27 protein-coding genes are annotated in these 25492 nt (G+C 68.8%); 7 read left to right on the top strand and 20 right to left on the bottom strand.

The features are described 5' to 3' along the window. The first annotated feature begins 59 nt into the window (after nucleotides 1-59). Nucleotides 60-299: an RNA polymerase sigma factor gene (locus DI624_RS16100; RefSeq protein WP_367142093.1), complete on the top strand. Its 240-nt coding sequence runs from the start codon at nucleotides 60-62 to the stop codon at nucleotides 297-299. Here DI624_RS16100 and DI624_RS07100 read toward each other — a convergent pair. Then, nucleotides 191-1678 carry a recombinase family protein gene (locus tag DI624_RS07100; protein ID WP_291537037.1) on the bottom strand — a complete coding sequence of 496 codons (1488 nt, stop codon included), beginning with the start codon at nucleotides 1676-1678 and terminating at the stop codon, nucleotides 191-193. The genes DI624_RS16100 and DI624_RS07100 overlap by 109 nt on opposite strands. Before the next feature lie 443 nt (nucleotides 1679-2121). Here DI624_RS07100 and DI624_RS07095 point away from each other — a divergent pair, with 443 nt between their 5' ends. Beyond that, nucleotides 2122-2430: a hypothetical protein gene (locus tag DI624_RS07095; protein ID WP_291537035.1), complete on the top strand. Its 309-nt coding sequence runs from the start codon at nucleotides 2122-2124 to the stop codon at nucleotides 2428-2430. A gap of 42 nt (nucleotides 2431-2472) precedes the next feature. On the opposite strand, the gene DI624_RS07090 is transcribed toward DI624_RS07095, so the two are convergent. The 3 genes from DI624_RS07090 to htpX all read right to left on the bottom strand — a co-directional run bounded on the left by DI624_RS07090 (nucleotide 2473) and on the right by htpX (nucleotide 6068). Next, the gene (locus tag DI624_RS07090) at nucleotides 2473-2961 is read right to left on the bottom strand and encodes a MucR family transcriptional regulator (RefSeq protein ID WP_291537034.1); all 489 of its coding nucleotides are present in this window, start codon (nucleotides 2959-2961) and stop codon (nucleotides 2473-2475) included. Between the two features lie 399 nt (nucleotides 2962-3360). Then, a complete protein-coding gene (locus DI624_RS07085; RefSeq protein ID WP_291537033.1) occupies nucleotides 3361-4965 on the bottom strand; it encodes a M20/M25/M40 family metallo-hydrolase in 1605 nt (534 codons plus the stop codon). 131 nt (nucleotides 4966-5096) lie between these two features. Continuing rightward, nucleotides 5097-6068 carry a zinc metalloprotease HtpX gene (htpX, locus tag DI624_RS07080; RefSeq protein WP_291537031.1) on the bottom strand — a complete coding sequence of 324 codons (972 nt, stop codon included), beginning with the start codon at nucleotides 6066-6068 and terminating at the stop codon, nucleotides 5097-5099. A 94-nt stretch (nucleotides 6069-6162) separates the two neighbouring features. Between htpX and DI624_RS07075 the strand changes: the two genes are divergently transcribed. Continuing rightward, nucleotides 6163-6420: a DUF1674 domain-containing protein gene (locus DI624_RS07075; protein ID WP_291537030.1), complete on the top strand. Its 258-nt coding sequence runs from the start codon at nucleotides 6163-6165 to the stop codon at nucleotides 6418-6420. Nucleotides 6421-6503: 83 nt separating this feature from the next. Beyond that, a complete protein-coding gene (locus DI624_RS07070) occupies nucleotides 6504-7649 on the top strand; it encodes a hypothetical protein (protein WP_291537029.1) in 1146 nt (381 codons plus the stop codon). A 42-nt stretch (nucleotides 7650-7691) separates the two neighbouring features. Here DI624_RS07070 and pyrF read toward each other — a convergent pair whose 3' ends face one another. Next, nucleotides 7692-8423 (bottom strand): orotidine-5'-phosphate decarboxylase, encoded by a 732-nt coding sequence (gene pyrF, locus DI624_RS07065; RefSeq protein WP_291537028.1) that lies wholly within the window; start codon nucleotides 8421-8423, stop codon nucleotides 7692-7694. An 84-nt stretch (nucleotides 8424-8507) separates the two neighbouring features. Between pyrF and DI624_RS07060 the strand changes: the two genes are divergently transcribed. Continuing rightward, nucleotides 8508-9203: a MarC family protein gene (locus DI624_RS07060; RefSeq protein ID WP_291537027.1), complete on the top strand. Its 696-nt coding sequence runs from the start codon at nucleotides 8508-8510 to the stop codon at nucleotides 9201-9203. A 7-nt stretch (nucleotides 9204-9210) separates the two neighbouring features. Here the strand turns inward: DI624_RS07060 and DI624_RS07055 are convergent, their stop codons facing one another. Continuing rightward, nucleotides 9211-9609 carry a metallopeptidase family protein gene (locus tag DI624_RS07055; RefSeq protein WP_291537026.1) on the bottom strand — a complete coding sequence of 133 codons (399 nt, stop codon included), beginning with the start codon at nucleotides 9607-9609 and terminating at the stop codon, nucleotides 9211-9213. Nucleotides 9610-9737: 128 nt separating this feature from the next. On the opposite strand from DI624_RS07055, the gene DI624_RS07050 reads away from it, so the two are divergent. Beyond that, nucleotides 9738-12059 carry a PAS domain-containing sensor histidine kinase gene (locus tag DI624_RS07050; protein ID WP_291537025.1) on the top strand — a complete coding sequence of 774 codons (2322 nt, stop codon included), beginning with the start codon at nucleotides 9738-9740 and terminating at the stop codon, nucleotides 12057-12059. Between the two features lie 47 nt (nucleotides 12060-12106). Here the strand turns inward: DI624_RS07050 and DI624_RS07045 are convergent, their stop codons facing one another. Then, nucleotides 12107-13750 (bottom strand): M28 family metallopeptidase, encoded by a 1644-nt coding sequence (locus DI624_RS07045; RefSeq protein WP_291537023.1) that lies wholly within the window; start codon nucleotides 13748-13750, stop codon nucleotides 12107-12109. Between the two features lie 44 nt (nucleotides 13751-13794). Beyond that, nucleotides 13795-14994, bottom strand: coding sequence for a TIGR03862 family flavoprotein (locus tag DI624_RS07040; protein ID WP_291537022.1), 1200 nt, complete (start codon nucleotides 14992-14994; stop codon nucleotides 13795-13797). Nucleotides 14995-15058: 64 nt separating this feature from the next. On the opposite strand from DI624_RS07040, the gene greA reads away from it, so the two are divergent. Continuing rightward, entirely contained in the window at nucleotides 15059-15538 is a 480-nt protein-coding gene (gene greA / locus DI624_RS07035; protein ID WP_291537020.1) for a transcription elongation factor GreA, read from the top strand. A gap of 7 nt (nucleotides 15539-15545) precedes the next feature. Here greA and DI624_RS07030 read toward each other — a convergent pair whose 3' ends face one another. From DI624_RS07030 to DI624_RS06975, 12 genes are read right to left on the bottom strand one after another with little or no spacing between them, the layout of a single operon-like run. Next, a complete protein-coding gene (locus DI624_RS07030; RefSeq protein ID WP_291537018.1) occupies nucleotides 15546-15959 on the bottom strand; it encodes a helix-turn-helix transcriptional regulator in 414 nt (137 codons plus the stop codon). Between the two features lie 17 nt (nucleotides 15960-15976). Beyond that, entirely contained in the window at nucleotides 15977-17614 is a 1638-nt protein-coding gene (gene lnt, locus DI624_RS07025) for an apolipoprotein N-acyltransferase (RefSeq protein ID WP_291537016.1), read from the bottom strand. A 20-nt stretch (nucleotides 17615-17634) separates the two neighbouring features. Next, nucleotides 17635-18081, bottom strand: coding sequence for an rRNA maturation RNase YbeY (gene ybeY / locus DI624_RS07020; RefSeq protein ID WP_291537014.1), 447 nt, complete (start codon nucleotides 18079-18081; stop codon nucleotides 17635-17637). After that, nucleotides 18078-19064: a PhoH family protein gene (locus tag DI624_RS07015; RefSeq protein WP_291537012.1), complete on the bottom strand. Its 987-nt coding sequence runs from the start codon at nucleotides 19062-19064 to the stop codon at nucleotides 18078-18080. Before DI624_RS07015 ends, ybeY begins: the two co-directional genes overlap by 4 nt. Beyond that, nucleotides 19064-20455 carry a tRNA (N6-isopentenyl adenosine(37)-C2)-methylthiotransferase MiaB gene (miaB, locus tag DI624_RS07010; RefSeq protein WP_291537011.1) on the bottom strand — a complete coding sequence of 464 codons (1392 nt, stop codon included), beginning with the start codon at nucleotides 20453-20455 and terminating at the stop codon, nucleotides 19064-19066. Before miaB ends, DI624_RS07015 begins: the two co-directional genes overlap by 1 nt. 43 nt (nucleotides 20456-20498) lie before the next feature. Next, nucleotides 20499-20984, bottom strand: a complete 486-nt coding sequence (locus tag DI624_RS07005) for a Fur family transcriptional regulator (protein ID WP_291537009.1) — start codon at nucleotides 20982-20984, stop codon at nucleotides 20499-20501. Between the two features lie 27 nt (nucleotides 20985-21011). Next, on the bottom strand, nucleotides 21012-21470 hold the full coding sequence (gene rimI, locus DI624_RS07000) for a ribosomal protein S18-alanine N-acetyltransferase (protein WP_291537007.1): 459 nt from the start codon (nucleotides 21468-21470) through the stop codon (nucleotides 21012-21014). Beyond that, the gene (gene tsaB, locus DI624_RS06995; protein WP_291537005.1) at nucleotides 21467-22147 is read right to left on the bottom strand and encodes a tRNA (adenosine(37)-N6)-threonylcarbamoyltransferase complex dimerization subunit type 1 TsaB; all 681 of its coding nucleotides are present in this window, start codon (nucleotides 22145-22147) and stop codon (nucleotides 21467-21469) included. The genes rimI and tsaB overlap by 4 nt, the downstream gene beginning before the upstream one ends. A gap of 9 nt (nucleotides 22148-22156) precedes the next feature. Then, complete coding sequence (locus tag DI624_RS06990; RefSeq protein WP_291537004.1) at nucleotides 22157-22555, bottom strand: helix-turn-helix transcriptional regulator; 399 nt, start codon at nucleotides 22553-22555, stop codon at nucleotides 22157-22159. A 45-nt stretch (nucleotides 22556-22600) separates the two neighbouring features. Further along, nucleotides 22601-23194 (bottom strand): helix-turn-helix transcriptional regulator, encoded by a 594-nt coding sequence (locus DI624_RS06985; protein ID WP_291537003.1) that lies wholly within the window; start codon nucleotides 23192-23194, stop codon nucleotides 22601-22603. 57 nt (nucleotides 23195-23251) lie between these two features. After that, nucleotides 23252-23806: a NifU family protein gene (locus tag DI624_RS06980; protein ID WP_291537002.1), complete on the bottom strand. Its 555-nt coding sequence runs from the start codon at nucleotides 23804-23806 to the stop codon at nucleotides 23252-23254. Between the two features lie 50 nt (nucleotides 23807-23856). Further along, complete coding sequence (locus tag DI624_RS06975; RefSeq protein ID WP_291537001.1) at nucleotides 23857-25395, bottom strand: helicase HerA-like domain-containing protein; 1539 nt, start codon at nucleotides 25393-25395, stop codon at nucleotides 23857-23859. Nucleotides 25396-25492: the final 97 nt, after the last annotated feature.

Genomic DNA, 25492 nt, shown 5'->3' with positions numbered 1-25492 from the left:
GATCGACTACGTGCTGCTAATGATCGAGCCATCATCGGAATCGACTGGAGGACGAGCGGATGACAACGCCAAAGTCCCGGCCAAAACGCCGACGTGCAAGAAGCTCTGCGGATGTCCTTAAGGCGGCGATCCTGCGACTGCCTACCAACCTTCGCGACGTGTTCGTTCTCCATCGTTTCGGGGGGCTTACCTACGGCGAGATCGGATCGCATCTTGGGATAGCCCCGGACGCTGCGGAGGCGGCATTTGCTACCGCACTGGCTCGCCTCGCGCGGACGGTCAGGATTTGCGAGGAGTGATGCTCCGCCATTTTCTGGAGTTGAAGCCCGCTCGGCTGATAACCAGCGGCCAGATACGCGGCGGCCATTGAGCCGTAGCGACGGTAGATCGTGTAGGTGCTGGGCGTACCGTAAGCGTCCAGTATCTCACGCGACAGGCTGCCATGCTCGGCAAAGGCCCGTTTCAGGTGCTGGTGCAAATCGTCCATCGAATATCTCGGCTTGCCTCGGCCGTGACGGTTCATGTCGCCCTTAAAAAGGTGATGGTTCGCGAACTTGGCCGGCACAGGCAGGTTCAGTAGATCGCGAATGACCGGCATAGGGCCGACTTGCCGGTAGTAAACGCCGGGGCTCCATCGGCCGAAGCGTCGAATGAGGCCCTGACTGATGTAGCCATGGTCGGTGCCAACGCGCCGCAGATCGGCGAGCGCGGCTTTAAAAGCGACAGGAGTTCGGTTGCGCTGGCGCTTTCGTTGTGCGGCCTCGAAGACATCCTTTGTCACGATCGGGGGAACGCCGTCATCCACGACGATCCAGTCGGCGCGAGGCAGGGCACCCCCAGACTTGACGCCGACTGGTCTGGAGTAACGTCCGCCGATGAGTTTGCCGATGTAGGCTTGGTTATCGAGGATGTACCGCACTCGTCTGGCTGACCAATCACCCCACTCAGCATTCACGCCCGGATCTGCCGTCAGTTTTCGCGCGACGCTCACAGTGGTCGCCTTCGGACGAAGATAGAGCGCGAATATTCGACGCACGAACTCCACCTCGGCGTCCGGGCCCAGGATGAGCTTGGTTCGCACACCTTGCTGTTTACGGACGAACGAACCCGATGGTGCGGCGAGCATCGTGCCATCACTGCGCGTGAATATCCGCCGCAAGCCGAGCGGAGCCCGCCCTCCGGTCCAGAATCCTTGGGCCAATAGTCCACGCTGAGCGCGTGTCACCTTCTCGGAAAGGTCATGGCTGTACTGTCCCGCCATGGTCCGTTTGATATGCTTCATCAGTTGCGACATAGGACTGCCGTCGTTTTTAAAGCCGTCAGCGCAATAGAGGACAGGTACGCCCGCCTGAACGCACATGAACTCGTAGTAGGCGGCCTGGTCGGAATTTTGGAACCGGCCCCATCGGCTGACGTCGTAAACAAGGACGCAGGTGAACCCGCTGTCCCCTGAAAGCACGTCGGCCAAAAGGGCTTTTAGACCGTCTCGCTTCCGGAGAGAGACCCCGCTAACGGCGGCGTCTTCGTAAGTCCGAACGATCTGCATCCCATGCTCGACCGCAAAGGCTTCATTGGTCGCCTTCTGGAATGTCGGCGAGTATTCCTGTCGCTCTGTCGACATACGCACGTACTGCGCCGCTCTAATTGGCGAAACCTGCATTTTCATCTCCCGCGTCATCTATGACTTGGGACATCAGCACTCGTCCGACCTTTGCTTGTCAAAGCATGCAACGCGGGCGGCCGAGCCTCCGGCCGCGCTGGCGATCATATTCCATTCGGGTTCTAGCCCTATCCCTAGCGGCCTACGGAACGGAGGTCGTGAAGCCGACCAGGCGCCGTAATGGGGTTGTTATCTCAACGGGCGATCCGCGCCGTGTGCGGCGGGCTTTAGGCTGTGCCCCGAGCTTCCGGCTGCGCCGGCGATCTCGTCCCATTCGGGTGACAATCCCTATCGCAAGAGGCTTGGGGCGTTGCCCCCTGCGCACTCCGGAGAGGCATCCGCCCAGCTTCTCTCGCGGTGCTCGTTGCAGCCGGGTCCTCGCGAAGCCTCCCGCTCCGTTTGCTCCCCCAGTCTCGCCGACGGGCAAGGGTTCAGTACGAACCCAAACCCCAGAGGCGGATATGAAGAATGACTACTCAATAACTCGGACACGCTGGAACGGCATCGAGATCGAAATCCGGTGGAACGCCGACTATCTGGTCTATGACGACCGAACCCATATGGCTCATCTGGAAGTGGTGAGCGTGTCACCCGAGCGGGCGCCGTTGCCGATCACCGAGACAGGGTACAGGTCACACTTCACGCCGAAAGCGGTGATGGACGGTTACGACAGCGCGGAAGCCTTCGTGGAGGCGTGGCTGGATCACGAGTCCCGGTCGCCGGAATGGAAGGCCTTCGATCAGGCGAACAAGCAGTTGTCGCTATTCTAGGCGGGCTGGACGTTCACGGGGCGCACACGTCGGCCCTTGTCATCACGCCTTGGGTTGACGGAGTTTGCGCGTCTTGGGCGCAGGTTTGGCGACGGCTTTCGCCTGACGACCCTTTGATCCCAGACCAATGGCGCGGGCCAGTTCGGACCGCTGGGCGCTATAGGCCGGATGGACCATGGGGTAATCGGACGGCAGACCCCATTTGGCGCGGTAGTCGTCGGGCGTCAGGCCGCGTGTGCCAAGGTGGCGCTTGAGGCTCTTGTAGGGCTTGCCATCTTCGAAGCTGATCAAGGCTGTGTGGCCGATCGACTTCCTGATCTCCGCCCTGGATTTACGATCTGGCGTCGCCGTTTCCGGCTCGGCCTCGGTAGTCGAAACGTCGAGGCTCGAAAGCGTAGCGAAGGTTTCGCGGATCAGGGCCTGAAACTGTTCCGCCGTCAGGTGCGTGTTGGTGTTCGAGACATAGGCGCTAACCAGTTCGATCGTGCCGTCCCGCGCATCGGACGCGACGGAATAGGTGTCATCAGACATGGTCGGACCTTTGTATCGAGGAGTAGACGCTGATTAGGACGATCTCTGACGCCTTGCAAAGCGGGTCAGACACCACCCGTGGACTAGATAATGCGGGTCCAACTCATTGGACGCCGCCATCGATTCAGGCCATCTTTCTGGACTGACGTGCAGAATAATCTACACGACTTCTGCACGGCATTTCTGCGTGAAGAAATCGTGCTAATTTACAATAGTTTATACGGACGAAAGATGCCTGTCTTTCTCCCGATGGGAGAAGGTGGCCCGGCGGAGCCGGGGCCGATGAGGGTCGGTTTTCGGGCAAGGCGCACCGTCCGACCCTCACCCTTTCGCGAGGCCGAGCGCCTGACGGGTCTCGGACGCTCAAACCCTCTCCCAATGGGAGAGGCAGGCGCTAATTCAGTCGGCTGGATATTCGAACGGGTCGCTGGGCGTGGGCTCGGTCGGCAGCGGCATCCGGGGCAGGGGCTCGTCGCGGTTGGCGGCGTTCAGCAGGAAGCTGGCCAGGATGACGGCGGCCTGACGCAGGTCGTCGGCCTTCAGGTGGTCGTAGCTGTCGATGCTGGTGTGGTGCAGGCGGCTGGAATAGTCGAGCGGGTCCTGGATGAACTGATATCCCGGCACGCCGACGGTCTGCATATAGACATGGTCGGTGCCGCCCGAATTGCGCAGCGAGACGGTGGTCGCCCCCATGCTGGCGAACGGCGCCAGCCATTCCTGGAAGATCGGGGCGGCGGCGACATTGCCCTCGGCGTTGATGCCCCGGATCTTGCCCGAGCCGTTGTCCAGGTTGAAATAGGCGACCAGGTCGCGATAGCCGGCGCGCGGCTCGATGGGCCAGCGGCTGCGCCAGGTGCGGTTGTTCGGAAGGTTCGCCAGCGCCGGGTCGTTCGACGGCGCGCGCGTCGCCAGGTGCCGGTCCACATAGGCCAGCGAGCCCAGAATGCCCTGCTCCTCGCCGTTCCACAGCGCGAAACGGATGGTGCGCTTGGGTTGCACGTTCAGGGTCTTGAGGATGCGCGCCGCCTCCAAGACCACGGCGCTGCCGGCCGCATTGTCCACCGCCCCGTCGGCTGCGACCCAGCTGTCCAGGTGAGCGCCGGCCATGACGTATTCGGTCCCGCGCGCCGTGCCGGGAATGTCGGCCAGGATATTGTAGGCGTTGACGTCCTCGTCGTGGAACCGAACCTCGCTGTTCAGCTCCAGCGTCGGCGGCGCGTCGGTCAGGGCCAGGCGCGCCAGACGGCGATAGTCCTCGGCCGCCAGCTCCATCCCCGCCAGCCTGGGGGTGGCGCCGACCTGATAGGTGTAGCCCGTGCCGTGCAGCAGGCCGCCGTCGCGTTGCGAGATGCGCACCCAGGCCAGGGCGCCCTGTTCGACCAGGAAGGCGTCCAGCTTGGCGGCGAAGTCGGCCGTCTCCAGCGACTTGCGGATGGCGGCGGGCGAATATTGCGGCTGGTTATAGGTGTTGCGTTCGGCCAGTTCGGCGCTGGTCCAGCGGCGGAAGGCCGGCTCGGTCGGCTCCGACCCCGCGCCCGGCTGGGAGATCATGACGATCCTGCCCGCCAGCTTGCCGCGCCATTTGTCGAAATCCTCGACCTTGGACAGGGGCGCCACGATGACGCCCGCGCTGATCGGTCCATCGGTGCCGGGCGTCCAGGCCACGGGAATAGCGCGCAGGTCCAGGGGACGCGGCGCGGTCATCCGAGCGCTGGAGCGGACGATGGACCAGCCCCGTCCGAACTCGAAACCCTCGGCCCGCACATTGGACAGGCCATAGTCTCGGAACCGCTGCTGCGCCCAGCGTTCGGCCTCGCGCATCTGTGGCGAATTGGTCATGCGTCCGCCGATCCTATCGGTCAGATAGGCGGCGGTCTGCATCACCTGGCTGTGGTTCAGCCCCTGGTCGATGATGCCGTTGACGGCGACGCGGTCCACCGACTGGGCGGCGACGGACGTGGCGAGAAGCGCGGAGGCGCAGACGAAGGCGAGCAGACGCGACATGATATCCCCTGAAGCTGAACAGGGGCGCATCTGATGCGATCCGGGACCCGAGTGCAAACCCCGAGCAACGCTTTTCCGGCGCGGCGATCGGCCTCACCCGTCTTTGCGCGACAGCTATCCCCCAGGGGCCGCTATCCCCAGGGGCCGCGCGGCTCGGCCGGGGTGGCGGGGACGCCCGTGGTCGCGGCGAAGCCGGCGGCGGGACGCGGCTGGGTCATGCCTGGCGTTTGCGGCCGGGGCTGCATTCCCATCCGGGCGCCCAGCTCCATCAGCGCCCGCACCCGATTGCCCGTCGCGGGATGGGTCGAGAACAGATTGTCCGCACCGCGTCCCGCCAGCGGATTGATGATGAACAGTTGCCCCGAGGCCGGATTGCGCTCGGCCGTCGGATTGTGGATCCGCTTGGCGTAGGCCTCGATCTTCTGCAGGGCGCTGGCCAGGGCCTGGGGATCGCGGGCGATCTCGGCGCCGACGCGGTCGGCCTCGTATTCGCGGCCCCGGCTGATGGCCATCTGCACCAGACCCGCCGCCATCGGCGCCAACAGCATCAGGGCAAGGGTTCCGATGATCCCGCCCGGCCGTTCACGATCCTGGCCGCCGCCGAAGAACATCGCGAAGTTGGCCAGGGCGGCGATGGCCCCCGCGATGGTCGCCGTCACCGTCATGATCAGGGTGTCGCGGTTCTTCACATGGGCCAACTCGTGCGCCATCACTCCGCGCACCTCCTCGCGCGTCAGCATGTCCAGGAGGCCGGTGGTGGCGCAGACGGCGGCGTTCTGGGGGTTGCGGCCGGTGGCGAAGGCGTTTGGCTGGTCATTGGGAATGATGGCGACCCGGGGTTGGGGCAGGCCGGCGTCGCGCGCCATCTGGCGCACGTCGGCGACATAGTTCCGAACTACGGCGTTGGGATGCTGTTCGTCGACCGGCTGGGCGCGGTACATCTTCAGCACGATCTTGTCGGCGTTCCAGTAGCTGAACAGATTCATCGCGCCCGCGAACAGCAGGGCGATTGCCATGCCGGTCGCGCCGCCGATCAGATAACCGACGCCCATGAACAGGGCGGTCATCGCGGCCAGCAGGACGAAGGTCTTCAGATGGTTCATCGCGGTTCCTGCCCGATCCGGCCGCAGCGTCTGGCGTCACGGGTCTGATCGTCTATTTGAGGAAAGGCGCACGAAGCCTCAAGGGAGCCGCCCTGTGACCGAACATCCCACCCCCGCGCCGGACGGCGACCGCCGCACGGCGGCCGAAAGCCCTCCCTTCAATGCGGATGTCCCCCACGCCACGCCCGAACGTCCGCTGAGCGAGATCGCCCGGCGCGCCCTGCAGGAGGCGGCCGATCGGCGCGCCCAGGCCAAGGCGGCGAATGCCGACCCCGAGCACGGCGGCCCGACAGGCCCGGAACCGACCCGGTTCGGCGATTGGGAGAAGAAGGGCATCGCCGTCGATTTCTGACGCGGCGTCTCGGACGTTAACCGTCGCTTAAGAAACAGGCGCCGGTCTTGCCAGTGTCGGGACAACTCAGAGGAGTCTGTCCCGTGACGATACAGTCGATGATCACCGCCGCGTCGGCGGCCCTGCTGCTCTCGGCGGCGCCCGCTCTGGCCGGAGGCCCCGGCGGTCACGGCGGCGGCTATGGAGGCGGCCATGCCGGTGGTTGCGGCGGCGGCTGCGGGGGCGGCGGCCATTACGGCGGCGGGAACTACAACGCCAACCACAACGTCAATGTGAACGTGAACGGCGGATCGCACGCCTATGCGAACGCCGGCGCCTATGCCGGCGCGACCGGCTATTCCGCCATCAACGCCCGTTCCTACTCCAGTTCGTCCAGCTTCCAGCGCGGCTATGTCGGCGGCGGCGCGACCTATGTGGGATCGGGCGGCTATTCGGACGGCTATTACGGTGGGGGATACGGCGGCGGCTTCATCGCTTCCCCGCCTGTCCTGATCGGCCGTCCGCCGGTCAGCGCCCCGGTCGGCTACCCCGTCTACGGCTTCGGTCGGGACTATATCGGCTGGCGTCCGTATCAGCAGGGCCGTCCCGCCGATTGCGACTGCCGCCCGCCCGTCCGCTACGAGCAGCGCTATGAGCAGCGTTACGTCCAACCGGCCCCCGCCTATCTCCAGGCCCCGCCGGTCCATGTCGCGCCCCAGCGCATCTATGTCGCCCCGTCGCCGGTGAACATCGCCCCGCCCCAGATCGAGATGGGGCCGCCCACCTATATCGAACAGCCGGCCATCTATGTGCAGGCGCCGCCGGTCAACATCGGGCCGCAACGTGTCCAGGTGGCTCCGCCGCAGGTAAACCTGGCCCCGGCCCAGGTCGATGTCGGCCCGCCCGTCTATGTCGATCAGGCCCCGGTCTATGTGCAGTCGGCGCCAGTCAACATCGGTCCGCAGCGCGTGCAGGTCGCCCCGGCCCAGGTCAATGTCGCCCCCGCCCAGGTCGAGGTCGGCGGACCGGTCTATGTCGATCAGTCGCCGGTCTATGTGCAGTCGGCCCCGGTCAACGTCGCGCCGGCCCAGGTCTATGTGGCGCCGCCGGAAGTGAACACGGCCCCGCCGCCTCCTCCGCCCCCGCCGCCGCCCTCGGGCTATTACGGCGACCTGCCGCCGTCGGAAGCGCCGGCGCCCCAGGCGCCGCCCCGCCACGGCTACGCCCAGGAGCCTGGCGAACGCGGCTGAGCGTCCCGCGCAGCCCCGGCTGAATCGTCGCCCTGGTCCGTGTCAGATCAGGGCGATGTCTTGGGCGATGCCCAGGGCCGCCGCACGCGGATCGGCCGCCGCCGTGATCGGCCGGCCGATCACCAGATGGGTCGCGCCGGCCTGAAGGGCGGCCGCCGGCGTCGCGGCCCGCGCTTGGTCGTCCAGGGCCGCGCCGACCGGCCGCACGCCGGGCGTCACGACCAGGAAGTCCGCGCGCCCCGCCGCGCCGGCCAGGGCGCGGGCGCGCGCCGCCTCGTGCGGGCTGGAGACGACGCCGTCGAGCCCCGCGTCCAGCGCCTGACGCACGCGCAACTCCACCAGTTCGGCCGGCGGCAGGCTGTGGTCGTCGGCGGCCAGATCCTCGGCCGTCAGGCTGGTCAGGACGGTGACTCCCAGCACCTTCAGGCTCGACCCCTCGGCTCCGCGCCGCGCCGCCGCCATCACCTGGGGGCGGGCGTGGACGGTCAGCAGGTCGCAACCGGACCCGGCCAGGCCGGCCGTCGCCTTCTCCACCGTCGCGCCGATGTCGTGCAGCTTCCAGTCCAGAAAGACCTTGCGCCCCTGCGCCTTCAGGTCGTGCGCCAGGCCCATGCCGCCGGCCGCGAACAGCTGGAGTCCGATCTTGTAGAAACCGACCGCGTCCTGGACACGTTCGACCAGGGCGGCGGCCTCGGCGGGCGTCGGCACGTCCAGGGCGCAGATGATCCGTTCGTCGGGCGCGCGATTGGGCGTCGCAACAGGGGGCTGGGTCATCGACGGACTTGCGCTTAGCGGCTATGCCGAACGCCAGGGGCGCGTCGGCGAGCGGCGTGGATGGATTGAAGGCGAGGGCAGGCGATGAACGCAGTCGATTTGGGTGTCAACCTGTTCGTGACCCTGTTCGCCCTGCTGGACCCGATCGGCAATCTGCCCATCTTCGCCGCCGCCACGGCCGGGGCGACGCTGCGCCAGCGGATTTCCGTCTCGGCCCTGATCTGCGCCTTCGCCACCCTCTTCCTAGCCTTCTTCCTGTTCACGGGCCTGGGGCTGCTGCAGTTCTTCGGCATTTCGCTGGCCGCCTTCCGCATCGCGGGGGGCGTCCTGCTGCTGTTCCTGGGGCTGGACATGGCGCGGGGCGACTTCCTGGCCATGTTCGCCGATAAGGACGCGCTGACCGACGCCAAGGACGTGCGCGGCTATGCGCGTCGCCGGTTCCAGCGGCTGGTCGTGCCCTTCGCCATTCCCCTGATGATCGGGCCGGGCGCCATTTCGGCGGTCATCATCCAGGCGGGCGAGGCGGCCAAGCTGGGCTATGCCGGAACGGTCGGTTCTCTGGTCGCCATTGCCGCCGCCTGCGCCGTGTCCTTCGTCTGTTTCGCCCTGACCGGCTCGCTCAGCCGCTTGCTGGGCGAGGTGGGCATGGCCATCGTGGTCAGGGTGCTGGGCCTGATCCTGTGCGCCCTGGCCATCCAGTTCATCCTGCTGGGGCTGGGCGAGGCCGTTCCGGGCATGATTTCGGGCGCGGTGACGACGCCCTATCCGGCGGATCGCTGACCGACGCTCAGTCCGCTTCGTCCTCGATGGCGTCGATGTCGTCGTCGGTCAGTCCCAGGTGGTGGCCGATCTCGTGGATCAGGACGTGGGCGATCAGTTCGCCGATCCCCACGTCGCCCCGCTCGCACCATTCGTCCAAGATCGGGCGGCGATAGAGAAAGACCCGCGAGGGCTCGGCCGCCGGGCCCAGGCTGTCGCGCCGGCCGATGTCCACCCCGTGATACAGGCCGGTCAGTTCGAACGGGTCTTCGATCTCCATTTCGGCCAAGGTGGCGTCGTCGGCGAAGTCGTCGATGCGGATCACCACCTCGCCCGCCGCCTGGCGGAAGGGGGCGGGCAGGGCGTCGAAGGCCTCGCGCGCCAGCCGGGCGAAGTCGTCGAGCGAGGGGGCGAGCAGGTCTGTCATCGCTGCGATATCGCCGCCCTCGCCCGGCTTCGCAACGAGGCGCGATGACGCGAGCACGAGACTGCCGCATTTTCGCGCGGTTGGCGTTATGGTTGGCGAATCGGGGCTGAAACTCTCCAGGGACACGAATGGCCGAGGCCGACATCGCCTATGTCGCCACCGCGGGCGCAGCCGGACTGGCCATGGCCGTCAGCGCCTGGGCGCTGCTGCTGCGCGGGCGGCTGAAAGCGGCCGCCGACGCCGCCGAGCGCGAACGGACCGAGGCCCTGGACAGCCTGGGCCGCCACGACGCCATGCTGCGCGCCTTCGACGACGTCAGCCTGGCCCTGACGCCCGACGGCCGGGCGGCCGGCGCCCCCATCGGCTCGGCCGAATTGGTGGCGCGGCTGGCCGAGGAAGGCGACGACGTGGGCGCCGCCGTCCTGGCCCGCCTGAGACAAAGCCACGGCGCCCTTGTCGATGCCTTGGTCGATCAGGGTCAGGCGTTCGAGGGGCTGACGGCGCTGGACGCGGTCGAACCCTGGCGGATCGAGGGGCGGGTCGCGGGCGGCGTGGCCTGGCTGCGCCTGTCGCCGGCCTCGCGCATCACCCTGACCGGGGCCGATGCGACCGAAAGCGGCCTGGCCATGCTCGGCGACGCCTCGCCGACCCCGACCTGGGTGGTGGACGGCGCGGGCAAGCTGGCCTGGGCCAACCGCGCCTGGCTGACCGCCATCAACGCCGAGAGCCTGGACGCCGCCATCGAGAGCGGGCTGTCGTTTGATCGCGGCGCCGACGCCCTGGTGGCCGAGGCTGCGCGGCTGGGCGTGCGCCAGGAGGGTTTCCGCTGGACCACCGGCGGCGGCGCCCGACGCGCCTGGCGGATCATCGCCGAACCGGCCGGCGGCGGCGCCGTCACCGCCTTCGCCATCGACGTGACCGAGGCGGAAGAGACCCGCGACACCCTGCGCCGCCACGTCGAGGCGCATGACGAGACTTTGAACCATCTAGCCGACGCCGTGGCCATCTTCGGCCCGCAGAAGCGGCTGGCCTTCCACAACACCGCCTTCCAGACCCTGTTCGACATCGACCCGGCCTGGCTGGACGAACGCCCGACCCACGCCGAATTGCTGGACCGCCTGCGTCAGCGCCGCAGCCTGCCCGAGGTGGTGGACTACGCCGGTTGGAAGGCGCACGAGCTGGACTTCTACGGCGCGTCCGAGGCCTCGCCCGACGACAGCTGGTCCCTGCCCGACGGTCGGACCCTGCGCGTCGTTCGCCAGCCCCACCCGCTGGGCGGCATACTGCTGATCTTCTCGGACATCACCGACGAGCTCAAGCTGCGCAGTCGCTTCAACGCCCAGATCCAGGTCCAGCGCGCGACCCTGGACAAGCTGAACGACGCGGTCGCCGTGTTCGGCTCGGACGGACGGCTGAGGCTGCACAACGAGGCGTTCGAGACCTTCTGGAGCCTGTCGGCCGAGCGGATCGCCACGGCCTCTGATTTCGACGCCCTGGCCGAACTGTGCAAGGCCGTGCTGCCCGATCCCGCTCTTTGGCTGGGGCTGAAGGCGCGCGTCGCCGACCCCGATCCCGAAAGCCGCGTGGCCATTTCGGGCGAGGGGCGCACGGTCGACGGCCGCGTCGCCGCCTGGCAGACCCGCCCCTTGCCGGACGGCGCGACCCTGGTGGCGTTTTCCGACGTGACCGCCCGGCGCGGCCTGGAACAGGCCCTGGTCCAGCGCGAACAGGCCCTGGCCGAAAGCCAGGCCCTGAAGCGCGAGTTCGTCGGCAGCGTCTCCTATGAGTTGCGAACGCCGCTGACGACCATTGTCGGCTATTCCGAACTGCTGGAGACGATGGGCGAGCTGCCCGAGCGCAGCCGCCAGCACGCGGGCGCCATCCGCGTCGCCGCCAGCCAGCTGGCCCGTTCCATCGACGACGTTCTGGACATGGCCCAGATCGACGCCGGCGAAATGGAGCTGTCGCTGGGGGACCTGCGCGTCCGCGGTTTGCTGGTCGAGGCCGGTGAAAAAGTCCGCGCACGGATCGAAGGGCGAGGCGCGACCCTCGGCATCGTCTGTCCGAACGATCTGAAGCCGATCCGCGCGGACCAGCACCGCATCGGTCAGGCCTTGGATCACCTGCTGGAAAACGCCGCCCGGGCGGTTTCCGACGGCGGGGCGGTGGTGCTGAAGGCCGAAACCGGGCCGAGCGAAATCCGGCTGACCGTGTCCGACACCGGGCGCGGCATTCCCTATCATCTGCAGGCCCACGTCTTCGACCGCTTCGTGCGGCGCGAGCGGGGCGGCCCGGGCGTGGGACTGGCCCTGGTCAAGGCGCTGGTCGAACTGCACGGCGGCTGGGCCGAGGTCGAGAGCGAGCCGGGCAAGGGCGCCGCCTTCATCCTGCACCTGCCGCTGGGCGCCGCGACCACCGCCGCCGCGCCGGAACTTCAACTGGAACTGTAAGATCCTCCCGGTTTGTCCTTCGACGCCCGAACGACGACCTTGGGATTTCAGCGTCGCGCGGTCTTCGACGCATCCCGCGCCGGTCCGAACTCCGCGCCTGCGTTCCATTCCGGCCACTGTTCGCTGTCGGCCAGTTCTCGACCGACGGCGTAGATCAGGGCTACGTCGGCCGCCGCCGCATCCATGCGCCAGGTTTCATCCCATTCATCTGTAGGCTGATGATAGCGGCTCCGCACATAGTCGCGACTGGCGGCGCTGGCGCCGGTGAAGCCCGCCGCCGGGAACAGGGCGGGCACGCCCTTCAGGGCCAGGGGGAAGTGGTCGGAACGATAGAAGGCCCCGGCCTGGGGCGCCGGGTCGGCGATCAGGGCGCGGCCCGCCTGGGCCGCATGACGCGCCAGGACGTCGTCCAGCTGATTCTTGCCCTTGCCGATGACGACCACGTTCGGATCGATCTCGGTCCCCGGCAACAGACTGTCGACATTGATGTCGGCGACCGTGGTCTCCAGCGGCCAGACCGGATTGGCGGCGTAATAGGTCGAGCCCAAGAGGCCCGCCTCTTCGCCCGACCAGGCAGCGAAGAGGACCGACCGTTTCGGACGCGGGCCTTCGGCGAAGGCGCGGGCCAGCTCAAGCAGGGCAGCGACGCCGGTCGCATTGTCCACGGCGGCGTTATAGATATTGTCGCCCTGGGCGTTCGGCGTGCCGACGCCGTAGCCGTCCCAGTGGGCGCCGTACATCACGGTCTCGTTCGGCCGTTCGGCGCCCGGAATGCGGGCGATGACGTTCTTGGTTTCGACCCGGTCGGCGATCTGGCCGAAATCGACGCTCATCGTCAGGCCGGGCAGGGCGACGGGGCGGAAGTCGGCGCGGCGGGCGCTGGCCTTCAAGGCGGCGAAATCCAGGCCGGCGGCGGCGAACAACTCTTGCGCCTTCGCCTGCTGAATCCACCCCTGGAAAGGCGCGCGTTCGGCGTCGGGATTGGCGCGTACGATATCGAACTTGGGCGCGGCGGACGAGTTCTGCAGCGTCGACCAGCCGTATCCGGCCCCCTTCGTCTCGTGCACCACCAGCACGCCCGCTGCGCCCCGCCTAGCCGCCTCCTGGAATTTGTAGGTCCAGCGGCCGTAGAAGGTCATGGCCTGCCCGTCGAACCGCCCCGCGACGGGATCGCCCTCGGGCGCTTCGAAATCGGGGTCGTTGACCAGGACGACGACGATCTTGCCGCGCACGTCCACGCCCTTGAAATCGTCCCACTGTCGCTCGGGCGCGGTCGCCCCATAGCCGACGAACACCACGGGCGCGTCGGTCACGGTGATGTGGTTCACGGGCCGATCGCTGGAGACCAGCACATCCGGGCCGCGTTCCATGGCGATGGTGCGGCCGCCCACATGGGCGGCGACGCTGGCGGGACCGTCCTGGCGCGTGCGCGACAGATGGGCGATCTGGACGAAGGCGCCGTCGGGTCCGCCGCCCTGGGCGCCCGCCGCGCGGAACTGTTCGACCAGCCAGGCGACCGTCTTCTCCTCGCCGGGCGAGGCGGGCGCGCGGCCTTCGAATTCGTCCGACGCCAGCACCCGCACCGCCTCGTTCATCCGCGCCGGGTCGATGACGGTGGCCGACTGGGCCAGGGCGGGCGCGCAGGCCGTCGTCAGGGCCAGGGCGGAAACGGCGGCATAGGCGTGGCGCATCGGAAAACTCCTGCTGGGATGGGCCGACCCTGCCCGCCTCTGCCTTATCTGTCGAGCCAGGCGATCACCCCGGCGGCCGCGACCACGCCCGAGGCGAAGCTGGCCTGAAGCAGATAGCCGCCCGTCGGCGCCTCCCAGTCCAGCATCTCGCCGGCGACGAAGACGCCCGGCCGGCCGCGCAGCATCAGCCGGTCGTCCACGCCGTCCAGCCGGACCCCGCCCGCCGAGGATATGGCCCGCTCCAGGCCTTGCATCCCCGTTAGATTCAGCGGCGAGGCCTTGACCCGTTCGGCCAGGGCGCGCGGCGACGACGGCAGGGGGCCGGCCTCATGCAACAGGGCGACGGCCGCCGGGTCCAGCCCGACGGCCTTGCGCAGATGATTGGACAGGCTGGCTTTGCCGCGCGGTTTCGACAGCCGTTCGGTCAGCCGCCCGGCCGCCATGTCGGGCTTCAGGTCGATGCGGATCTCGGCCTTGCCATCCGCCGCCACCGCCTCGCGAAGAGACGCCGACAGGGCGTAGATCGCGCCGCCTTCGAGGCCATAGAGGGCGATCATCGCCTCGCCCCGCACGGTCCGGTCGGCGTGCGTTACGGCGATTCCCTTCAGCGGCCGGCCGGCGAACCGATCGCGGAACAGGGGCGACCAGGCGACGTCAAAGCCAGCATTGGCAGGGCGGAACGGCGTCGTCGGCGCATCCAGCCAGGCCATCCAGGCGCCGTCAGATCCGAGACGCGACCAGCTGGCGCCGCCCAGGGCCAGGACCACGGCGGCCGGCCTTTCCAGCCGCTCGCCGTCGGGGGTGTCGAACGCCAGCGCCCCGTCGCGCCAGCCGATCCAGCGCGAGCGGGTGCGCACCTCGACCCCCAGCCCTTCCAATCGCGCCAGCCAGGCCCGCAGCAGGGGCGAGGCCTTCATCGCCTTGGGGAAGACGCGCCCGCTGGAGCCGACGAAGGCGGGCTGGCCCAAGCCCTGGACCCAGGCGACCAGATCGGCGGGCGAAAAGACGTCCAGCCAGCCGGCCACGGTAGTTCGAGCGTCGCCGTAGCGCCCGACGAACGCCTCCAGGGGTTCGGAATGGGTCAGGTTCAGCCCGCCCCGCCCGGCCATCAGGAGTTTTCGTGCGACCGACGGCGTCCGCTCGTGGACGACCACCCGAAGACCAGCCTGGGCCAGCCGTTCGGCGGCCATCAGCCCGGCGGGGCCGGCGCCGATCACATGGACCTGATTTGCGGGCGGGGTCATCGCCCCGCTTTGCCCGGTCGCGGCCGCGCTGGCTATAGTCGTCGGCTTCGCTATGCTCCGTGTCATGAGCGTCGCCTTCACCCGAGAGGAAGATCTCGAGGCCACCGCCGCCGACCTGGCGGACCGCCCGATCTCGCCCCATCCCAATCTGGTCACGCCGCAGGGCCTGGCGATGATCGAGGCCGAACTGGCCGCGGCGCGCGCCGCCTATACGGCCGCCCAGCTGCAGGGCTCCATTGAAAGCGACCGCACCGCCATGGCGCGCGCCACGCGCGACCTGCGTTACTGGTCCGCCCGCCGCGCCTCGGCCCAGCTGGTCGAGCCGGGCGAGGATGAGGGCGCGGTGCGTTTCGGCGGCTGGGTCACCATCGAACGCGACGACGGCCGCGCCCAGACCTGGCGCATCGTGGGCGAGGACGAGGCCGATCCCGCGAGCGGCTCCGTCAGCCATGTTTCGCCCCTGGCACGCGCCGTCATGGGCCGCCGCGTGGGAGACGAAGTGATCGTGGCGGGTCAGGCCGCCGAGATCACGGGGGTCGGATAAGGCGCGATCAGCGCGGTTTGTCGCCGCCTTCGCCCAGGATTTCGCGCATCATGTCCACGATCAGCTTCTGACTGCGCGCGGGCAGGCGCGGCGCCAGCCGGGCGATCTCCAGACTGTTCTTGGTCGGGCGGTGTTCGTGATCGAATCCGGGGGCGTCGTCCTCGGCCACGCCCGGCTGGGTCTGATGGAAGCCCTCGAAGAAGAAGGGAATGCCGACCTGCATGAACTCGGCCATCTCGAACAGTTTCGAGGCCGAAACGCGGTTCGCGCCCTTTTCATACTTCTGCACCTGCTGGAAGCTGACGCCGACGGCCTTGGCCAGCGCCGTCTGGGTCAGGCCCAGGTCCAGCCGCTTCTCCTGCACGCGGCGGCCGACATGGCGATCGACGGGATGCGACTCTTCGCCTTTTTCACGCGCCATGGTCTCGCTCCCCCGCCTCAGATCGCCAACCGATTCGACCGGACCCTAGATCGGCGAAAGGACGGCGCCAAGGACATGGTGAACGCCGTTAGCAACATCAGCGCCAGCGGCCAATCGCCCAGCCGGCCGTAGGGGGTGATCCCGACCGGACGGGGCAGGGGGGCGTCGATAACCCCCATGACGCCGGGCTCCAGCCGTTCGCCGTCAACGATCCGGCCCCACGGGTCGATCATGGCCGAAATCCCCGTCGGGGTGGCGCGCGCGATGGGCAGGCCGGTCTCGATGGCGCGATAACTGGCCAGGTTCAGATGCTGGCGCGGGCCGGACGTGGCCCCGAACCAGGCGTCGTTCGAGGCGTTGACGATCCAGTCCGGCCGCCCTGCCGCGCCGGGGGTGAAGCCGGGATAGAGGCTCTCGTAGCAGATCAGCACCTGGGCCGGCGGCGCGCCCGGCATCGCGATCGGCGCGGGCGTCGGGCCGGCGGAGAAGTCGCTGGGCATATGCACCAGGCTGCGCAGACCCAGGGACGTCATCAGCGAACCCAGCGGCAGATATTCGCCGAACGGCACCAGCCGGTGCTTGTCGTAGACCGCCGTGATCCGCAGACCCGCCCCGCCCTCGTCGGCCAGGGCGAACAGGCTGTTGTAATAGCGGGCGCCCTCTGGCGCGGCCGGGTCGGCCTCGCCGCGCGCCAGTCCCATCAGCAGGGTCTGGCCGGGCCGCAGGGCGCCGGCGATGGCGGCGGCGTCGGCCGAGGCGAAGACGTTGTTGGCCGAGGCGGGCAGGGCGCCTTCCGGCCAGACCACGACATCTGGGGTTCGCGCCGCCGCCTGGCCGGTCAGGGCCACATAGCGATCGACGATGGAGCGATAGGCCTCGGGCGACCATTTGGTCTCCTGCTTCACATCGGCTTGGACCAGACGCACGACCGTATCGGTGAACTCGAGGTGCGATTGCGCCAGCCGAACCGCGCCGAACACGCCGACCGCGATCAGGGCCAGGGCGCCCAGGCCGGCCGAGACTAGGCGGTTGCGCCTCTCGCCCGGCCCGATCAGCGGAGCGAAGGCGGCGGTCGCCGCGACGGTGATCAGGCTCAGTCCGTAGACGCCGACGACCGAGGCGAACTGGGACATGCCGCCGCCCGCGCGCCAGGTCGCCCCGGCCGGATTCCACGGGAAGCCGGTCAGCACATGGCCGCGCAGCCATTCGGCGGCGCAGAACAGGGCGGCGAACAACAGGACCCGCACCGCCCCCAGCGGCGCGAAGCGACGATACAGGGCGCAGGCCGCGCCCCAGAACAGGCCCAGGCCCGCCGGCAGCAGGCTGGCCGCGAACGGCGCCATCCACGCCTGGTCGGGATTGACGAAAAACGCCTCGGCCACCCACCAGCAACCGATGAAGAAATAGGCGAAACCGGCCAGCCAACCCATCCAGAAGGCGCCGCGCACCGTGTCGGACCGCTCCGACAGGATCATCAGCAGCGGATAGCCCAACAGACCGATCAGAACGCCGAACGGCGGATGGGCCAAGGCCGTCCCGGCTCCGGCCAGCAGGGCCAGGGCCACGCGAATCAGTCGCCAGATCCAGGCGCGCCGGCGCTGGGGCAGGGCGCGGATCGGGGCGGCGATACGGTTCAGCAGGGCGTCGGGAAACATCGGTCGGTCCTGGCTGAACTCTAGGCGAAATCGCCGGCATAGGGGTCGCCGACCCCGATCCGGGCCAGGACGTCGCGCTCCTCGGCCTCCATCTCCTCCGCCTCGGCGTCGTTCACGTGGTCCCGGCCCAGCAGATGCAGCACGCCGTGGACCACCAGATGGCTCAGATGATCGGCCAGGGTCTTGCCCTGGGTTTCGGCCTCGGCCGCGCAGACGCCATAGGCCAGGACGATGTCGCCCAGGTGCGGCGCGGCGCTTTCGGGCGCGGGAAACGACAGGACGTTGGTCGGCCTGTCCTTGTCCCGGAACCGGGCGTTCAGATCGCGCACGGCGGCGTCGTCGGTCAGCAGGACGACCACATCCCCTGCGACCGTCCCCAGGGCCGCGCCGGCGGCGCGTTCGACCACGGCCTGGACATCCGCCAGGGCGACGGTCCAATCGTCCGCCTCGACCTCGATCTCGATCATGCGGGGTCTTCGAGGTCGGGCGCGGGGCGCCCTTTCGCCGCGTCGGCGTCATATGCGCGCACGATCCGCTCGACCATGGCGTGTCGCACCACGTCCGAGGCCTCGAACTTCAGGACGCCGACCCCCTGCACCCCGTCCAGAATCCGCAGGGCGTGGGCCAGGCCGGAATCGCGCGGATTCAGCAGGTCGACCTGCGACGGGTCGCCCGTCACCACCATCCGCGCGCCCTCGCCCAGGCGCGTCAGCACCATCTTCATCTGCAGCCGCGATGTGTTCTGAGCCTCGTCGACGATGACGAAGGCGTGGCTGAGGGTGCGGCCGCGCATGAAGGCGATGGGGGCGGCCTCGATCTCGCCCTTGTCGCGACGGCGCTGCACGTCCTCGGGTCCCAGGATGTCGTTCAGCGCCTCCCAGATCGGGGCCAGATAGGGATCGACCTTCTCGTTCAGATCGCCGGGCAGGAAACCCAGCTTCTCGCCCGCCTCGACCGCCGGCCGGGTGATGACCAGCCGATCCACCTGGCCGCGCCGCAGCAGCGATGCGCCATAGGCCGCCGCCAGGAAGGTCTTGCCCGTCCCGGCCGGTCCGACGCCGAAGCTCAGTTCGCAGCGGCCCAGCATGTCCAGATAGGCCGCCTGGGCCTTGGTCTTGGGCACGATGGCGCCCCGCTTGCCGCCGGGCAGGGAGACGCCGGCCGCCGTCATGCCGGGCGTGCCCTTGCCGCCGCGCGCCTGGCCCAGGGCGGCGCGCACGTCCGCCTCGGTGACATCTGCGCCCAGGGCCGCGCGCTTGGCCAGGTCTTCGACCACCCGGCGGGCGTCGGAGCGATCGCGCGTGCCGCCATTGACCGAAACGCCGCCGCCCGGCGCCTCTATCAACACCTTGAAGGCGTCCTCGATCAGGGCGACGTGGCGGCTGTTGGGCCCGATCACGGCGCGCAATTCGGCGTCGTTTAGGGGGATGAACTCGGACTCGCGCGCCACTAAGCCGCCTTTTGCTGGGAGATGAGATGGCCATGCAGGCTGTTCTGCCGGCCGGACAGGATCTGAACAGGAACGATCCGGCCGATCAGATGATCCGCATCGTCGACATGGACCGACTGCAGATAGGGCGAACGGCCGATGGCCTGGCGCCGTTCGGGGTGCCGGCCCGGCCGTTCGAACAGGACGTTCAGGGTCCGCCCGACCTGGGCCTGGTTGAAGGCGACCTGCTGTTCGCTCACCAGGGCGATCAGCCTTTGCAGCCGTTCCCTGGCGACCTCCGGTTCGACCTGCCTGCCCATGCCGGCGGCGGGCGTGCCGGGGCGGGGCGAATACATGAAGGCGAAGGCCGAGGCGTACCGAACCTGACGCACCAGGTCCAACGTCTCCTCGAACTCCCGGTCCGTCTCGCCGGGGAAGCCGACGATGAAGTCGCCCGACAGCGCCATGTCGGGCCGCGCCGCCCGTATGCGCGCGATCAGGTCGAGATATTTCTGGCGGCCGTGCTTGCGGTTCATCAGCCGCAGGATGCGATCCGATCCCGCCTGAACCGGCAGGTGCAGATAGGGCATCAGGGCGTCCAGGTCGGCATGGGCGGCGATGAGGTCGTCCGACATGTCGTTGGGATGGCTGGTCGTATAGCGGATGCGGTCCAGCCCGGGAATGTCGGCCAGGGCGTAGGCCAGCTCGGCCAGGGTCGCCTTCTTGCCGTCCGCGCGCTCGCCGTCATAGGCGTTGACGTTCTGGCCCAGCAGGGTGACTTCGCGCACCCCGCGCCCGGCCAACTGGCGCGCCTCTTCCAGCACGGCATGGAGCGGCCGGGACCATTCCGCCCCGCGCGTATAGGGCACCACGCAGAAGGTGCAGAACTTGTCGCACCCCTCCTGCACGGTCAGGAAGGCGGTCGGCCCCGTCGTTCCCCGCGCGACGGGCAGGGCGTCGAACTTGTCGTCGGGGGCGAAGTCGGCGCCGATCCGCTCGCCCCGCGCCCGCGCCGTGCGCGTCAGCAGTTCGGGCAGCTGATGATAGGCCTGGGGGCCGACGACGATGTCGACCGCGGGCTGGCGGCGCATGATCTCCTCGCCCTCGGCCTGGGCGACGCAGCCGGCGACGGCGATGGTCATGTCCCGGCCGGCCTGGCGGCGTTCGTCGCGCATCTCGCGCAGCTTGCCCAGCTCGGAATAGATCTTCTCGGCCGCCTTCTCGCGAATGTGGCAGGTGTTCAGGATGACGAAGTCGGCCTCGGCCGCGTCGTCGGTCGTGGCGTAGCCCAGCGGGCGCAGCACATCGGCCATGCGCTCCGAGTCATAGACGTTCATCTGGCAGCCGTAGGTCTTGATGAACAGACGCTTCTCGGCCGCCGTCTCGGCTTGGGAAAACGGGGTCTGGGTCATGTCGGGCTTATGGTCGCCCGCGTCCATCCCGGCAAGGCGGGCCTCAACCGGCATCCACGTCGGCGGGATCGACGCGGGCGGCGTGGCGCGTGAAGATCAGGCCTTCGCGCTTGGACGGTTCGGCCCCCTCGATGGCGACGCCGTAAAGCTCCAGCTTGTGACCGATCAGCTGGAAGCCCAGACGTTCGGCGATCTCGGACTTGAGCCGTTCGATCTCGGCGTCGAAGAATTCGATCACCTCGCCCGACTTGGTGTCGATCAGGTGGTCGTGATGGTCGTCGCCCGCCTCTTCGTAGCGGCTGCGGCCGTCGCCGAAGTCATGCTTTTCGACCACGCCCGCCTCTTCGAACAGGCGCACGGTGCGATAGACGGTGGCGATGGAGATGTGCGGGTCGATGGCCGAGGCGCGGCGGTACAACTCCTCGACATCGGGATGATCCTCGGCGTTGGACAGCACCCGGGCGATCACCCGACGCTGTTCGGTCATGCGCATGCCGCGTTCGGCGCAGAGTTTTTCGATCCGGTCCATGACCCTAGAATAGGGGTTCGACGCGCGTCAGGGAAGCGTCGGCGTGACGCGCGGGCCAGACAGGTCGCGCCGTAGCGCCAGGGCGTCGGTCCGGCGCCCGTCGGCTCCGGCGTAATAGGCCTTGCGTCGGCCGATCTCGACGAAGCCGGCGCGCGCGTAGAGGGCGCGGGCCGCCGCATTGTCCTCCGCGACTTCCAGGAACAGGCTGTGGGCGCCGGCCGTCGCGGCGGCGTCGCAGGCGCGTTCGACCAGGCGGCGGCCCAGGCCCCGGCGACGCGCACCGGGCCGGACCGCCAGGGTCAGGATTTCCGCCTCGTCCAGAATGACCCGGATCAGGATGAAGCCGTCCGGCTCGACCCCCAGAAGGACGCCCGGCTGGGCCAGCAGATCGGCGAAGGCCGCGGCGTCCCAGGGCGCGGCGAAGGCCTGGGCGTGCAGGGCGGCCAGATGTTCCGCCATCTCAGACTCGGTGGTGCTTTCGGTCATGCCGCAGTCTGGCGCGACTGGCCCGGCAGGCGGCTGGGGGGCGTGGCGTCGGGCGCGCGCAGATAGAGCGGGCGGGGAGGATTGCTAACCGGGTCTCGGTCCGCGGTCAGACGGGCCAGGGCTTGCGGGGCCGGCGCGACCCGGTCGTCCCTTTGCGAAAAGGCCAGGTCGGGGAAGGCTTCGGTCAGGACCGTCGCGCCATTGCCGATCAGCGAGACCGCCGGGCCGAGGTCCGCAATCCGCTGCGCCGCCTCTTGCAGCGAAAGGGCCTGGGCCTCGCCGAGCGGGGCGCCGGCGGCGAACAACCGGGCGTAGACCTGGCCGCGCCGCGCATCGACCAGGGCGGCGACCGGCCGGTCCTCGGCGTCCAAAGAGGCCGCCAGGGCGTCCAGCGTCGAGACCCCCACGACCGGGCGATCCAGGGCGGCGCCCAGCCCCTGGGCGAAGGCCAGGCCGACGCGCAGGCCGGTGAAGGAACCGGGGCCGACCGTGACGCCGATACGGTCCAGGCTTTTGAAACCGCCGCCGGCCTCGGCCACCACGTCGCGCGCCAGCCCGCCCAGCCGCTCCTGGTGGCCCTTGGCCATCGGCTCGAACCGAACGGCCAGGGGGCCTCCATCGGCGAACACCGCCGCCGTGCAGGCGCCGAGCGCCGTATCGATCACCAGAAGTTTCATGACGGCCTTTTAGGCGGCCTGGACCAGAACCTCCACCAGCCTCGTCAAGGCCTGGCGGACGGCGCGGTTCTCCATGCGCGAGAAGGTCAGCGCCATGGCCCGGCCCTCGGGCGTGGCGCCGACCGCCCGGATCAGGGACAGGTCGCCGTCGTCGGTGGGGCCCATCGCCTGGGGGAAGAAGGCCTGGATCGGCGCGCCCAGCGCCTGCGCCAGCCCGTGCAGGCGCGAGGCCGATATGCGGTTACGCCCGCTTTCATATTTCTGAACCTGCTGGAAGCTGACGCCCACCCGCTCGGCGAGGGCGGTTTGCGACAAGCCCAGCGCCATGCGTCGCGCCGCGATCTGCGATCCCACATAGCGATCGACGGGTTCCGAGGCGCGGGGCGATCTAGAAGCGTTCTCGGCCATGACGGCAATGTTTCACGACTCGGCATGAAACGCAACGATTTCGTTTCATGACGTTTCGATGCGCGCGGTAACGGCGGACAGGCGGCGGATGCGGTCGCGCGCGATGGTCTCTGCGCGGTCCAGGGAACCGGCGCCGAAAACCTTGATCGTTTCGGCGTCGCCGCCCTCATAGACGCAGACCCTGATGTCGCCTTCGACGGTCTCGATCACGCAGCCCTGTCCCCGCCTCGGCCAGACCCCGGGCCGATACTCCACGACGACGCCCGAGACAGCCCAGGGCGACAGCCGATCGTCCAAGATTTGGAGACGCCGCACGGCGTCCGACGGGGGGCTGTCCATGAACGCCCGCCCGCGGCTCTCGACGCCGGAGGGCGAAGGATCGGCGTCGCCGTGCGATTCGCCGGCGGACGCCAGCAGCGCCAGCGCCTCGGGCGTCGAATCGAGGGCGCCTGTCAGGCGGCGTTGCACATCGGGGCGAAACAGGCCGGATCGGCGACCGGCCTCGTAAAGCCCCCATCCCTGGCTGGTCATGTCCAAACGCGCGCCGGCCTCGGCCTGGGACAGCCCGCGCTCTCGGCGCAGCGCGGCCAGGGCTTCGCCCAGACGCAGGGCTGCGGGATCGGGGGTGAAACGCGGCATCGCGGCTAGGATGGCGCAAGCCGGCGTCCGTGGCGAGGATGAAACCGTTTCAGGCGGTCAGAGCGTCTGCTCGACCCGCGTCACCTCGGGCACATAGTGGCGCATCATCTGCTCGACGCCGGCCTTCAGCGTGGCGGCGGACGACGGACAGCCGGCGCAGGCGCCGCGCATCCGCAAGGCCAGCACGCCCGTTTCCTCGTCGAAGGAATCGAACAGGATGTCGCCGCCGTCCTGGGCGACCGCCGGGCGGATGCGGCTGTCCAGCAGGGCCTTGATTTCCGTGACGACCTCGCTGTCGTCCTGAGCGTGGTCGTCTGTCTCGCCGCCGCGCGTCAGCGGCTGGCCGGAGACGAAATGATCCATGACGACGCCCAGTATGGGCGCCTTCATCTCCGACCAGTCCGGCCCCTGAGCCTTGCGCGTCACCGAGACATAGTCGGCGCCGAAGAAGACGCCGTCGACGCCCTCCAGTTCGAACAGGGCCTCGGCGAGGGGGGAAGCGGTCGCCTCGTCGATGGTGCGGTATTCGAGCGCGGCGGCCGGGGACACGTCGCGGCCGGGCAGGAATTTCAGCACATTGGGATTGGGCGTGGGTTCGGTCTGGATGAACATGGGCGGGAGATGCGCTCGCCCCCGCCCGGTTGCAAGTCCCGCTCCGATCCTTAGCGGCGCTTCAGTCCGCCCAGGATGCCGCGCATCAGTTCGCGAGTCAGGGTCGATCCGGCCGTGCGCAGCACGGACTTGGTCAGGGCCTCCATCGGCGTTTCGCGGGTGGAGCGGCGGGCGCCTGTCGCGACTGTGCGCCCGGCCTGCGCCTGAGCTTTGGCCTGGGCCCTGGCCTGCGCCTGGGCGGCCTTGTCCGCCTCTGCCCGGGCTTTCGCCTGGGCCTGGGCTTGCGCCTCGGCCTGATCGGCGATGTGGCGGTTGGACAGGATTTCGGCGGCGGACTCGCGGTTCAGCACTTGGTCGTAGAGGCCCCGCACCGGGCTGGCGGCCATGACCGCCGCCCGCTCGGCGTCCGTCGCCGGCCCCAGACGTGAGGCAGGCGGCCTGATCTTGGTGCGGGCCACGATGGTGGGCGCGCCCTTTTCGTCCAGCACCGACACCAGCGCCTCGCCAACGCCCAGGGCTTGAATGGCCTCGGCCGTGTCGAAGGCGACGTTGGCGCGGAAGCTTTGGGAGGCCGCCTTCAACCCCTTTTGCTCGGACGGCGTATAGGCCCGCAGCGCATGCTGGATGCGGTTGCCCAGCTGGGCCAGGACGGTGTCGGGGATGTCGGCGGGGTTCTGGGTGACGAAATAGATCCCGACGCCCTTGGACCGGATCAGCCGCACCACCTGTTCGACCTTTTCCAGAAGGGCGCGCGGGGCGTCGTCGAACAGCAGGTGCGCCTCGTCGAAGAAAAAGACCATACGCGGCTTTTCCGGGTCGCCCACCTCCGGCAGTTGTTCGAACAGTTCCGACAGCAGCCACAGCAGGAAGGCGGCATACAGGCGCGGGCTGTTCATAAGCCGCGTGGAGTCCAGCACGTTGACCTGGCCCCGGCCGTCCAGGCCAACGCGGATCATGTCCTCCAGCTTTAGGGCCGGCTCGCCGAAGAAGGCGGCGCCGCCCTGCTGCTCGATCTGGAGCAGGGACCGCTGGATGGCGGCGATGGAGGCGGGGGCCACATTGCCCACCTCGCGCCCGATCCGCTCGGCGTTCTCGCCCACATAGACCAGCAGGCTGCGCAGATCGTCGAGGTCCAGCAGCAGCAGGCCCTCCTTGTCGGCGACGTGGAAGACGACAGTCAGCACGCCTTCCTGCACGTCGTTCAGATCCAGCATCCGCGCCATCAGCACCGGACCGATCTCCGAGACCGTGGTGCGGATCGGATGCCCCTTCTGGCCATACAGGTCCCAGAAGACGACCGGCGCCGCGCGCGGCGTCAGGGTTAGGCCCATCTCGGCCGCGCGGGCCAACAGTTTCTCGTTCGGCGCGCCGACCTGGGAAATGCCCGACAGGTCGCCCTTCACGTCGGCGCAGAAGACCGGCACGCCCGCGTCGGAAAAGCCCTGGGCCATGATCTGCAGCGTCACCGTCTTGCCCGTGCCTGTGGCGCCGGCGACCACTCCATGACGGTTGGCCCGGTTGAACAGCAGGTTCTCGGGCTGGGCGGCGTCGGACTGGCCGAGGAACAGGCCGGGCGGGGTGTCGGACATCAGGGTCTCCGGTTGGGGTCGTCAGCCTAAGCCTTAGCGCGTTCGAAACACGGCCGGAACAGCGATTGACGCGGCCGCCGCACGGCTTGACAACACA

The sequence above is a fragment of the Brevundimonas sp. genome, assembly GCF_003248455.1.
In the GTDB taxonomy this organism is placed as follows: domain Bacteria; phylum Pseudomonadota; class Alphaproteobacteria; order Caulobacterales; family Caulobacteraceae; genus Brevundimonas.
Note: the sequence above shows the minus strand (reverse complement) of the source record. Positions and strands in the feature narration are given on the sequence as shown.